This is a genomic window from Anaeropeptidivorans aminofermentans (genome assembly GCF_940670685.1).
Classification (GTDB): domain Bacteria; phylum Bacillota; class Clostridia; order Lachnospirales; family UBA5962; genus Anaeropeptidivorans; species Anaeropeptidivorans aminofermentans.
Map to the genome: position 1 here is coordinate 3,340,190 of NZ_OW711693.1, position 12,651 is coordinate 3,352,840.

Here is a 12,651-nt window from a genome sequence, read left to right on the forward strand (position 1 = left end):
CTTTACGCTTCATTCCTTTTAAGAATTAATAAATATAAATGGAGGGGTTATATTGCCAATTGATTTTGGAGTTTTGACAACAGTTCTTGCTATACTGTTCGTAATTTTCCTATTAATATTAAGTGTCGTAGCTCTTTGGAAGAAAGTTCCTCAGGACAAAGCCCTTGTAGTTACAGGCCTTAAGAAAAGAGTTATTTCCGGCGGCGGCGGTCTTGTTGTGCCCATGCTTGAACGCACCGACAGAATTTCTCTTGAAAACATGAAAATCGAAGTTAAAACTGCCGGCGCTCTTACAGAACAAGGCGTTGACATCGTTGCCGACGGTGTTGCGGTTATTAAGGTAAAAAGCGACAAGGAATCCATTCTTGCGGCTGTTGAGCAGTTTAACACAGGTAACGAAGCAAAAACCATAAACGTTATCGAAGACATAGCAAAGGACGTTCTTGAAGGTAAGCTCCGTGAGATTATTTCTAAACTTACTGTTGAGGAAATATATAAGGACAGAGAGAAGTTCGCTTCTCAGGTTCAGGAAGTAGCCGCTTTAGACCTTGCTGATATGGGTCTTGAAATAAAGGCATTCACTATAAGAGATATTTCCGATGATAACGGATACTTACAGGCTCTTGGTAAAAAGCGTATTTCAGAAGTTAAAAGAGATGCCGAAATTGCCGAGGCCGAAGCATCAAAAGAAACAAAGATAAAAACAGCCGAAGCCAACCGTCTTGGAGAAGAAGCAAGGCTTATCTCTGAAACCCAGATTGCCGAAGCTGCAAAAGAAAAAGAGCTTAAGGTTCAGGCCTACAGAAAAGATCAGGAATCTTCAAGGGCTTCTGCCGACCTTGCTTACGAGATTGAAGCAAATATCGTTAAAAAGCAGGTTACTGAAACTGAAATGCAGATAGAAATCGTTAAGCGCCAAAAAGAAATAGAAGTAAACGAGGTTAATAAACAGCTTGCTGAAACCCAGATGCAGATAGAAATCGTTAAGAAGCAGAAGGAAACAGAGCTTGCGACCCAAGAAGCAGTCCGCAGAGAGCAGGAGCTTGAAGCAACCGTAGTTAAAGAAGCAGATGCCGATAAATACCGTAAGGAAAAAGAGGCAGAAGCCGCTAAATACAAAGAAATACAAAACGCTCAGGCCCGCGCCGAAGCCATTCGCCTTGAAGGTATGGCAAAGAGTGAAGCCAGGAAGCTTGAAGGTATGGCAGAAGTCGATATTATCCGTGAAAAGGGTTTTGCAGAAGCAGAAGCAATGACTAAAAAAGCAGAAGCTTATAAGCTTTATAACGACGCGGCTATTACCCATATGATTATAGAAAAGCTTCCTGAAATTGCCGCAAATGTTGCCGCTCCTCTTGCAAAAACTGAAAAAATCGTTGTTGTTGATAACGGCGGCGGTGATAAAAGCGGAGCAGCAAAGGTTTCCGGCTACGTAACAGATATTGTTGCAAGCCTTCCTGAAACTGTAGAAGCAATTACAGGCGTTAATATTAAAGAAACATTATCAAGAGCAACAAAAAAATAAAAGACCAAGAATTTAAAAGCCAGACTTTTAAATTTTAATATAGCATTTGCTGCGGCTTATAAAAGCAAATGAAATAATTCTCTATCCTTTATTATTATAAAAAACCACGGCGGCTTTTGCTTCCGTGGTTTTTACGTTTATATTCTTTATCACTTCTTCATAATAAATTTACTATAGATGCATCATAATAAAACAAGTAAATAAATGCCACAAAAGGCTTATATTTGGAATAGGCTTTTTCGGCTGCTTTACTTCTGGCAGGCTGCCGGCATCCATCTAAACAATAATATGTATTGAAAAATCGTGTTTATGCAGGGGACCAGCCTGTCTCCATCTAAAATTACAGTAAGAAAAACCGTATATTTTATACTTAGTGAACCTGAAAATACTTACAGTGAAGCTAGGTGAATATTCCCTTATAGTCAACAAAGATCTTTTCATTTTTGTTTACTATAAATGGTTTAATATAAGCGTTTCTATGTATTTAAGCCCTTTATGAAAAATAAGTTTTTCTTACTGCCTTATAACTGTTTTACTTTATATAAATATATGCAAGAGTATCTCTAGTTCACAGTGCAATCCCTTTTACAACGGAAAATCTTATCCCTTTTATTATATCGCTGTAAAAGCCCCTGTTTTTTTATTTGCTTTCCTTTATATACCATTTTGGAATAAACCGTTCAAAGCCCTCATACCAGTTCATGATGTTTTCCCCTTGCCGAATCATTGTTTTTATTTCCTTATCTCCAAAGGATATGGCCCAGGGTATTGAGCTTAATTGATTTGAGCAGATATAAAGAGCCATAAGCCTGAAAAAAGCCTCAGGAGGGGTGCCGTCAAAATACCCGTTTATTCTTCCCGATGCAAAATAAGGGCTTATATCGGCACACCATACGATTCTGTCAAACTCGCTCCACGGATCTCCATAGCTTACTCTGTTTAAATCTATTATGCCAAGCATTCTGTCCTTTGATAAAACCATGTTGCCGATATGGTAATCCCCGTGCTGTAAAGACTCAGGCCTTCCTTTTAAAAGATGCCTGTTTTCATTTATATAAGAAATGATTTTTTCTTCCCCTGAAATTTTTATGCCGCATTCTTTATATCCTTTTATTTTTCTGTCTATTTTGTGATTCATTTTTATTTCCCACGGTTCCATAGGAACAGAAACGTTTATACTGTGTATTTCTTTTAATATTTTTCCTGCTTCTATGCCGAGGCTGTATTGCTCTTTTTCAGTAAGCTCTCTAATTTTTTCTTCCAAGTCGTATCCCCGGACCCAAGAAAAAACACTAAACAGCTCATTTTCATTAAGCCTTCCGAAGGACAGGACTTTTGGAATATTGATACTGAGCCTGTTAAAAAGCTGAAGGTCTCTAAAGGCTTCTTCTCTTTTTTCATAATCATTTTGATACGGAAAAACTCTTACAAGATATTCTTTTCCGTCGTCATCTTTGGCGTAATATTTCCTGTCTTCCGACCAGCCTTTATTTATGGGCTTTATTTCACACCATTTTTCAGAGCCTTCTATGCTTTTAAAATATGCTTCCATAAACGCCTCCTTTTAAAAATTCGATTAGGCAGTTTCTGAAAACCGGAAAACCGATGGATATTTTGCAAGAAAGCTTGAATTCGAGAAGAAAACCGCAGAGATAGCAACGCTATCTTGAGGATTTTCGACGATGAAGTCATGCTTTTATGGCAAAATATACTAGAGTTTGGAGTTTTCAGAAACGCCCTAATAAATTATCGTAAATTTACTATGAAGAAGCAGCAAAAGCTTATTCCTTTAAGGCTCATCGTTATCAACATAAAAACCAGTTTGATAACGATACGAAAGTACTTACTTAAAAAAGGGTTACAGATTTACGCCTGTACCCTTATCCAAGTTTGCTTAGTATAAAAACATGAATTTCCTTCGGAAACGGTATATTTTGAGCTTTCGTAAATGTACGGCTTTTCTACTGGCTAACTTTAAATCTACTATAAATAATAGAAAGTGACAACCCCCTTGACTTCCTCCAGTATAAATTGACAGGAAAGGCATTAAATGCTAAATTTATAATTACAGTAAATATTTAATGAATAAAGTGCGTATTTTAAGCATACAAATTGTGCTTAGCAATGCGCAATACCAAGGAGGGAATTTACATGAAAACAGTAATTCTTGACGGATATACCTTAAACCCCGGCGACTTATCATGGGAAGGCTTTGAAAGCCTTATGCCAGTAGAATATTATGACCGGACCCCTGCCAAGGACATAATTTCAAGAATCGGAAATGCCGAAATAATTATAGTGAATAAAACCCCTATTTCAAAAGAAACTATAGATGCGTGTCCTTCAATAAAATATATTGGCGTCCTTGCCACAGGCTATGACGTAGTTGATGTTAAATATGCCGGTTCAAAAGGCATCGTGGTAACCAACATTCCTACCTACGGCACAAATACTGTCGCCCAGTATGTGTTTGCTCTTCTTCTTGCGGCCTGCCACAAGGCGGAAAGCCATTCCCAAGGCGTATTCGCCGGAAAATGGCAAAGCTCTCCCGACTTTTCCTACTGGGATTCTCCTCAGACAGAACTTTGGGGAAAGACCATAGGAATTATAGGCCTTGGAAAAATAGGAAGCAGGGTTGCTGAAATAGCCTGCGCCTTTGGGATGGAAGTTATCGCCTATAACCCCAGAGGGCCGGTAATTACAAATTGCCCTGTAAAATTTGAAAGCCTTAATACCCTTCTTGAAAAATCTCACGTAATAAGCCTCCACTGCCCCCTTACGGAAGAAACAAGGGGCATTATAAATAAAGAAACCATTGATAAAATGAAAGACGGCGCCATATTAATCAATACCTCAAGAGGCCCTCTTGTAAATGAAGAAGATGTTTGTAAAGGCCTTTCCTCTGGAAAAATAGGCTTTTATGCCGCCGATGTTGTAAGTAAAGAGCCTATCCTTTCGGATAATCCTTTGCTTCAGGCTAAAAATTGCATGATTACGCCCCATATGGCTTGGGCAGCAAAGGAAGCAAGGCAGAGGCTTATGAATATAGCCGTAAACAATCTAAAGGCATTTTTAAATGGCGCTCCTATAAATACCGTAGGCCCCGCCAGATAAAATAAACTTAAAAAAATCATGCTTGCATCCTTTTTCAAATTTGCTTAATATTAAGTAAACTTTCATAAGACCAAAGTTTTGCAGTAAAAATTTCGTGGTTCAAGGTATTTTCCAAATACCTTTTCTGCTTTGGTTTTTATCTCATATAAAAGAGGAGATTTTATTGTATATAGACCCTTTGTTTTTAGAAGATGAATATCTAAATTATTTTTTTAAAAAAGTAGATTATGCCCATACAGATAAATGCAAAATTACAGCCTATGCTCCTAAAGAACTTCTTGCCATCAGAGGCTTCAAGGCAGAAAAATGCATTCTTGTGCTCTCAGGAAAATTAAGGGTGTATAATCAGTTCATAAACGGAAAAAACTATGTCCTGGAGGACATATCCCAAGGGGCTGTGATAGGCGAAATGGAAGCCGCCGGCAAATGGGGGGAATACACCTCTACAGTAGAGGCGGCGACGGAAGCAAAGGGCCTTGTTTTTCCCCATGAGGTTTATATAAGCTGGCTTACGAATAGCCATGAATTTGCCGTAGATGCGGCTATGCGCTTAGGAAGAATGATGTGTAATTCCTCAAGCTTTAAGGGGGAAAACCTTGTGTTTTCTTCCGGCTTATCTATTGCCATGCTTCTTAGAAGGTATTATGTAGAAAACGTCGGAAAAGGTGGAAACGTCATCGTAAATGAAACAAGAAACCAGCTTTCAGAAAAATCAGGAACCTCTCTGAGAACCGTAAATAGAAGCATAAAAACATTAATAAACCTTGGAATCATCACCATTCGAAAGGGAAAAATCTTTATGGATAAGGATAGCTTTTCAAAATTAGTTGATTATATATCAGAAAACATGTAATAGGGTAAACTTATTATAAGGCAGTCACAAAAACCGATTCATTAAAGACTTATGGTTACCAAACAAAAACAAGCTTAATAACCATAAAAAACTCACTAAAAAAGATTTACAGGCTCACGCCTGTATCTTTTTCCAAGTTCGCTTCGTATAAAAATATGGATTTCCGCAGGAAACAGTACATTTTTGAGTCTATAGAATATACTGTTTTGTTACTGTTTCATTTTAAATTTACCACAGATCCGGCAGAGCTCTTAATGCCTGTTCCATAAGGCATAGAGCTTTGCCATTATTTTTTTGAAAAAACGATGTTTTAAAGCTATGGTAAATAGAATATCTTCATAATATAAATTTCACCTTTTATCTGGAAGCTAAATATATATTAATATAGAGATTGTGAAACAAAATCCCCTTCAAAATATTTCCATTAGAACCTTTATATTTTAATTAAGTTTATGCCATATGGCATATATTTTTTCTTAGATAATAATTATACTATATTCATATACATGATACGGAATTTTTATGGGCTGAAATAGGAGGCCTATAGTAAAATAATTTGATTACAGTAACAAAAACCGTATTTTGAATGGCTTAATATAAGTGTTTCTGTATATTAAGCTGTTTGTGAAAAATAGGTTTTTGTTACTGCTTTAAAGTCATTTTACTATAAAAAGAGTTTGTCCCGATATTTACTTTTTTGGAGGTAATAATATGAGAGAGATTTCCCATGAAAGAATTGAACAGACAAGACAAGATATTTTAGACACCATATGCGCTTTGAATTTAACTCATGAACAAAAAATATCCGCCCTTGCAAACCATGCCGTAAGCCTTATGGAGGTTTTAAATTATCCTAAAAATTATGAATACTATAAGGAAAAGGGAATCATCTGCGACCTGAATGAAGGAAACGCCCCTGTTCGCCCAAGATATATCGTTCCCGATTATGAGCTTCTTTTTGAGAAGGGCTGTGAATTCTTAAAGCTTGACCCTCCTTATGATTTAGACGAGGCGTTAAATACCTTGCTTATTTTTTACAAAAATGTGCCTTCTGTAACCAACTTCCCTGTCTTTATAGGAAGCCTTGATAAGCTTCTTGAACCCTTCGTAATCAAAACAGATTATGAAAAAGCGAAAAAATCCATTAAGCTCTTTTTAACCCATATTGACAGGACCATTACCGATGCTTTCTGCCATGCAAATATCGGCCCTTATAACACTGTTACGGGAAGGATTATCATAGAGCTTGAAAGAGAGCTTCAAAATGCCGTACCCAACCTTACACTTAAGTATGATGAGAACATAACTCCCGATGATTTCGCCGCGGAAGCAGTTAAAACTCTTCTTGCAGTATCAAAGCCGGCATTTGCAAACAACAGCATGTTTTCAAGAGAACTTGGGGATAATTACGCCATTGCAAGCTGCTACAACGGCCTTCTGAAAGGCGGCGGCTCTTATACCTTAGTGAGAATACTTCTCGGAAGGCTCGCAGAAACTGCCGAAAGCATAGAAGATTTCTTTAATAACAAGCTTCCTGACGCCATAGAAACCATGGCCGCCGTTATAGATGAAAGAATACGCTTTATCGTTGAGGACAGTAATTTCTTCGAATATAATTTTCTTTCCAAAGAAGGCTTTATATCAAAGGATAATTTTTCAGCTATGTTTGGCATCGTAGGCCTTGCGGAATGCGTAAATACCCTCATGGAAAAGGACGGTCAAACCGGTCGTTACGGCCATTCAGAAGAAGCAGATAATTTAGCGATTCGAATAATGGATTCTATAGATAATTTCAACAGCAACCACGTAAGCAAATACTGCCTTGGAACCGATAAGAGAATCCTGCTTCACGGACAGGTAGGTATAGACACGGATTCTGGCCAGACCCCTACCGTTCGAATTCCCATAGGCGACGAGCCTGCGGAACTTTCAGACCATTTAATGCACTGCTCAAAATTCCATAAATATTTCCCTTCGGGAACAGGGGATATTTTCCCTGTTGAAACAACGGCAAACTTAAATCCCGAATTTGTTTTAGATATTATAAAGGGTGCTTTCAGAAACCAGGTAAGATATCTTACCTTCCATGATTCAAATGCAGATGTTATCAGGGTTACAGGCTATCTTGTAAAACGCTCTGAGCTTGAAAAGCTTGATAAAGGCGAGGCAGTTTTACAAAATACCACCGCCTTTGGATTGGGCGCTGCAAAAAAATCAAAAATACTCGAAAGAAAGCATGTTAATATCTAATGAACGAAGTATACGGATATATTCATAAAATAATCAAGTTTTCCGCTGTTGACGGCCCCGGCAACAGATCCGTTATATTTTTGCAGGGCTGTAACTTTAACTGTATGTTCTGCCATAACCCTGAAACCATACCTTTTAAAGGTGACGGCGTAAAAAAAATGACGGTTGCCGAAGTGTTTGATGAAATTGGAACAGCCATTAATTTTATACGGGGCATTACAGTTTCAGGCGGTGAAGCAACCCTTCAGCATGAATTTCTGACAGCGCTTTTTAAAGCCGCAAGAATTAAAGGTCTCACAACATTTATAGACAGCAACGGTTCTTTGGATTTGAAAAGCTACCCGGAGCTTATGAAATATACGGATTATGTTATGCTTGATATTAAGTCTTTTGATAATGAAGAGCATCTCAAAATTACAGGAATGCCAAATACAACAGTTTTAAAAAATATGCGCTTTCTGGCGGAAAAAGGAATGCTTTTTGAGGTCCGCACTGTAATATCGCCGAATATGCTTGACTGTGAAAAAACTGTAAGGGCAGTTTCTAAATTCATCGCCCCTTTTAAAACGATCCGCTATAAACTCATAAAATACCGTGTAAACGGAGTACGGGAAGAATATATAAGACAGATGAAATGCCCCACAAAGGACTTTATGGAGAAGATGCGCTCCATTGCTTTGGCAGAAGGAGTAAAGGATATTGTGGTATTATAAATAGAGCATTGCTCATTAAAATAAATAATATATTGATTTCTTTTCATTGTTCCCTCTAAAAATAATTCACCCCGATTATGAAACAGTAACTATACTGAATCATAATTGGGGTGAATCTTTTATATAATAAATTTCATATAAAGAAGTAACAAAAACAGATTCCCTACGGATTCAAAAATACGGATTTCCTTCGGAAACAGTACATTTTTGAACCCTCATGAATATATGGTTTTGTTACTGTTTAGCCTTAAATTTACTATAAGCCGTAATTAGAGATTTAAAAAGCCATTTTATACCAAGGGAACTTGAAAAATTGTACACGCGTAGGCTGGTAAGCAGTTTTTCAATTGTGCCCTTACTATAGTTAACAAACAAGTATTCAAGTTCGTTAACTATAAAAGAGGTATTGCAAAATAATCTTGCAACACCTCTTTATTATGCGATTTCTTCCAGATTGCCTTTTTCGTCCATGATATAGGCCTTTTCAATTTCTATTTCTGAATTTTTGGCAATAGTTTTTGCTGCACCGTAGTCTTCTTCCTTAATCCTTGCTGCCAGTCCGCAGGAGGCGCTTATGGCCCTTGGAACAGGAATGATTTTAATCCCTATATTATTTTCCATAGCGGCCTTTTCCATATATATAGCCGCATGGGTATTATGAAAGGTAAATAAATTATACATTTTGTCCTCATTCTTTAGATAATATAATCAATTTTATTATTTATCTTTATTATATAATATAAGGCATGGCTTTTTATATTGACTTTCTTATACTTTATATTTTTAATTATAAGTTTTATTTATACTTTGTTTTAAATTTATCCCTTTATGCCTGATGAATAGAATGTTCCGGGAAGAACCCTTATTTTTATAATTCTTTATATTCCTATCTATTTGTTTTTTTTATGATATTGAACAGTTTATTTATTTTGCTTATATGATAAAATATGTTATAGTACTAATGTAGATATTTTTATAATTATGTAAAATTATTAACTATAATGTTTATTAAGCATAGAAGGAGCTTCCAATGAATACAAGGCAAATGGAGATATTTGTAAGCATCATCAGATACGGAAATTTTTCAAATGCGGCTAAAAAGCTTTATTTAAGCCAGCCTGCAGTGAGCGCAAATATCGATCTTTTGGAAAAGGAGCTTGAATCAAAGCTTCTTATAAGGCAAGGCAGAAAGGCTACTCTTACGGAGAAGGGGAAAATCTTTTATGATTATTGCATTTCTGTTTTAGGAATGACTGAAAAAACCGTTCAGCTTATTAAAGACAGCGATGAAATTTCCGGTACCCTTCATATAGCGTCAAGCTTTGTGCCGGGACTTTATCTTCTTCCAAAATTCATGAATGAATTTAAAGAGGTAAACCCAAACCTTAAATTTGAACTAAATATTAAAAATTCAAAGACCGCTTATGACGGCATTTTAAGCAATAAATATGATATGGGCTTTGTAGGCTCTTTAAGTAAAAATGACTGTATCCTCCAAAGAAAAATATTTGTAGATCATATGGTCTTAATCGCCCCTAATGTTCCGCCTTATAACGAATTCCCCCCTGAAATAAGCCTTGATGATATTAAGGACCTTCCTTTTCTCATGCGTACCATAGGCTCCAGCACCTTAAGCATAGCCGAAAAGGAGCTTGCAAAAAAAGGCCTGGATATCGCTTCTCTCAACACGGTAGCGTCCTTTGACAGCGGAGAGGCCGTGATTCAAGGGGTGCTTAAAAACCTTGGGGTTGCAATCATATCTTCCATATGTGTTGAAGATAATCCGAATATTCTTAAATTCCAGATAAAAGACGTTGCTATGAAGAGGGATTTTTATGCTATAATACCTAACAATGAATACTTATCCCCTAAGGTTACTTCCTTTTACGAATTTTTACCGGATTTATCCTAAACCACAGGAATATAAAGTGTTATTCTAAATCTATGTAACACTGCTTAAAATATGGCCTGAAAATGTTTTGAAGGGGTAATGTATTTTTCAAAACATATTGGAGGATTCAACTATGGAATATATTCATCTGAATTACGCGGCTACTTCTGCAAAAAAGCCCCGTCAAAGTATAGATGCAATGATAAGCTATCTTAATGCAAACAATTCCCTGAGCCCGGGAAGAGGCGGAGAAGCCTCTCTTTCGGAAGGCAGGCTTGAAATAGAAGCAAGATTAAGCCTCTGCCGCCTTTTTAATGTGAAAAGGCCTGAGGAAATCATATTTACTCAAAACGCCACCACAAGCCTTAATATGGCTATAAACGGCCTTGTAAGGAAAGGCTGTCACGTTATTACAACCTCTATGGAGCATAACGCAGTTGCAAGGCCCTTAGAGCTTTTAAGACAGAAGGGCATTATAGAGCTTAGCATTATCCCCTGCAATGCGGACGGAACATTAGGCCCTGAAACAATAAAAGATTATATAAAAGAAAATACAAGGCTTATGGTAATGACCCATGCCTCAAATCTTACGGGGGCCATACTGGATTATGAAAAAGCCTCCCTAATAGCCAAGGAACACGGCCTTTTCTTTATTCTTGACGCCGCTCAAAGCGCAGGCTATTGTGCAATAGATTTTGACAACTCAGCTATAGACGTTCTGGCTTTTACAGGCCATAAAAGCCTTATGGGCCCTACGGGAACAGGGGGCTTTATCATAAAAAAAGAAATTGCAGATGAAATGGAACCCTTTATCACAGGCGGCACAGGAAGCATATCCCATTTGCTTACACAGCCGGATTTTCTGCCGGATAAATTTGAATCGGGAACTCCTAACATGCTTGGCATCATCGGCCTTAAAGCTTCCGTGGATTTTATATTGGATACAGGCGTCGATAAAATCAGAAAACATGAAGAGACGCTTACAAGAGCCTTTCTTTCAGGCCTTCAAGACATACCCGTAAAGGTATACGGACCTGAGGATATTTCAATCCATGCCCCTGTAGTAAGCATTTCTTCCGATAAAATGGATTGCAGTATGCTAAGCTCTGTTCTTTTTGAGGAATACGGAATCATCACAAGGCCGGGGCTTCATTGCTCCCCTCTTGCCCATAAAACCATCGGCACTTATCCCGAAGGAACCCTTCGTTTTAGCTTTGGATATTTTACTACCATGGAAGAAATTAAATTTGCCTTGAAGGCGCTTTCGGAGATATTAAAATAAGAAACTAAAAGCATCATGAGCCAGGGTAGTATGGTAAAGCCTGATAAGAAACTTTATGCTGCCCTCTTTTTTATCTGCAGGTTTTGAGTTATTTATATACAATACGAACATTATGCTATCCTAATCACGGCCATATCATAATTGCGTTTGATAGCATTATATATTAACGTGAGTTCGATGGAATTAAAATTCTGCTAACTTTAGATTATATTCGTACAAATTTACAGAAAAAACACTGCAAATTGATACTTATAGGGTGAAAAATCCTACGGATTTTCCACGTTACATTATACTTTAAATATAGCTTTGTATGGATTTTTTATAATTTGTTTGCCTTTTGCTAATAAGCTGATGAACAATGCAGATGTGAGGTAATGTATGATGAAAAAGGGATTTAAAATAGCCTTTTATGTAATAGCTGTCTTCTATGTCTTCTTAATGCTTGATTTGTTTTTTAGAATTAATGTTATTTCCAGCGGCGGCGGTATAGCCCGCAGTTATAATTTAATCCCCTTCAGGACAATCTGGGGGTACGCAAGCCGGAATATTCATGTATCTAAATCTCTTATTCTAAATAATATCCTTGGAAATATCGCTGTATTCATTCCCTATGGCCTGTATCTCCAGGTGCTTCTGAAAAACAAAGCTTTCGGTAAATCTCTATTGGCGGTGATTATTACATCGGTTTCCATAGAGCTGATTCAGTTTATTTTTGTCATAGGGGCTGCTGACATAGATGATTTTATATTAAACGTCTGCGGCGGCATCATTGGTATCCTTGGGTATAAAGTCCTGCGGAAATTATTTCGTGAAGCAGGTAAAACAAAGACTGCTGTAACTTTAATTTCTCTTATCGTCGGTCTTCCTGTTATGTTTTTATATTTTATGGTCTGTATCTATAGATACTTTTAAAATTGGACGCAATGTGCAGTTATCAGGTATTATATTTAATTCAATATAAAATAGCCGTATTGCCGATTTAGATTTATTCCGACTGTGTAAATACAGATTGAACTGGCATAA

10 protein-coding genes are annotated in these 12,651 nt (G+C 37.1%); 8 read left to right on the forward strand and 2 right to left on the reverse strand.

Annotated features, from left to right (window positions below):
* Positions 1 to 52: 52 nt before the first annotated feature.
* Positions 53 to 1,525 carry a flotillin family protein gene (locus NBX03_RS14175; RefSeq protein WP_330638423.1) on the forward strand — a complete coding sequence of 491 codons (1,473 nt, stop codon included), beginning with the start codon at positions 53 to 55 and terminating at the stop codon, positions 1,523 to 1,525.
* Positions 1,526 to 2,165: 640 nt separating this feature from the next.
* Here the strand turns inward: NBX03_RS14175 and NBX03_RS14180 are convergent.
* A complete protein-coding gene (locus NBX03_RS14180; protein WP_250228427.1) occupies positions 2,166 to 3,077 on the reverse strand; it encodes an aminoglycoside phosphotransferase family protein in 912 nt (303 codons plus the stop codon).
* Between the two features lie 599 nt (positions 3,078 to 3,676).
* On the opposite strand from NBX03_RS14180, the gene NBX03_RS14185 reads away from it, so the two are divergent.
* From NBX03_RS14185 to NBX03_RS14200, 4 genes are all read left to right on the forward strand, one after another.
* On the forward strand, positions 3,677 to 4,639 hold the full coding sequence (locus NBX03_RS14185; RefSeq protein WP_250228428.1) for a D-2-hydroxyacid dehydrogenase: 963 nt from the start codon (positions 3,677 to 3,679) through the stop codon (positions 4,637 to 4,639).
* 163 nt (positions 4,640 to 4,802) lie between these two features.
* Positions 4,803 to 5,492, forward strand: a complete 690-nt coding sequence (locus NBX03_RS14190) for a Crp/Fnr family transcriptional regulator (RefSeq protein WP_250228429.1) — start codon at positions 4,803 to 4,805, stop codon at positions 5,490 to 5,492.
* 711 nt (positions 5,493 to 6,203) lie between these two features.
* A complete protein-coding gene (locus tag NBX03_RS14195) occupies positions 6,204 to 7,742 on the forward strand; it encodes a YjjI family glycine radical enzyme (protein WP_250228430.1) in 1,539 nt (512 codons plus the stop codon).
* Positions 7,742 to 8,455 (forward strand): radical SAM protein, encoded by a 714-nt coding sequence (locus NBX03_RS14200; RefSeq protein ID WP_250228431.1) that lies wholly within the window; start codon positions 7,742 to 7,744, stop codon positions 8,453 to 8,455. The genes NBX03_RS14195 and NBX03_RS14200 overlap by 1 nt, the downstream gene beginning before the upstream one ends.
* 435 nt (positions 8,456 to 8,890) lie before the next feature.
* On the opposite strand, the gene NBX03_RS14205 is transcribed toward NBX03_RS14200, so the two are convergent.
* Complete coding sequence (locus NBX03_RS14205) at positions 8,891 to 9,136, reverse strand: DUF3343 domain-containing protein (protein WP_250228432.1); 246 nt, start codon at positions 9,134 to 9,136, stop codon at positions 8,891 to 8,893.
* A gap of 349 nt (positions 9,137 to 9,485) precedes the next feature.
* Between NBX03_RS14205 and NBX03_RS14210 the strand changes: the two genes are divergently transcribed.
* The 3 genes from NBX03_RS14210 (at position 9,486) to NBX03_RS14220 (ending at position 12,540) form a co-directional block, all read left to right on the forward strand.
* Positions 9,486 to 10,367, forward strand: coding sequence for a selenium metabolism-associated LysR family transcriptional regulator (locus tag NBX03_RS14210; protein ID WP_250228433.1), 882 nt, complete (start codon positions 9,486 to 9,488; stop codon positions 10,365 to 10,367).
* Between the two features lie 112 nt (positions 10,368 to 10,479).
* Entirely contained in the window at positions 10,480 to 11,628 is a 1,149-nt protein-coding gene (locus tag NBX03_RS14215) for an aminotransferase class V-fold PLP-dependent enzyme (RefSeq protein WP_250228434.1), read from the forward strand.
* A gap of 378 nt (positions 11,629 to 12,006) precedes the next feature.
* Positions 12,007 to 12,540 (forward strand): VanZ family protein, encoded by a 534-nt coding sequence (locus NBX03_RS14220; protein ID WP_250228435.1) that lies wholly within the window; start codon positions 12,007 to 12,009, stop codon positions 12,538 to 12,540.
* Positions 12,541 to 12,651 lie beyond the last annotated feature (111 nt).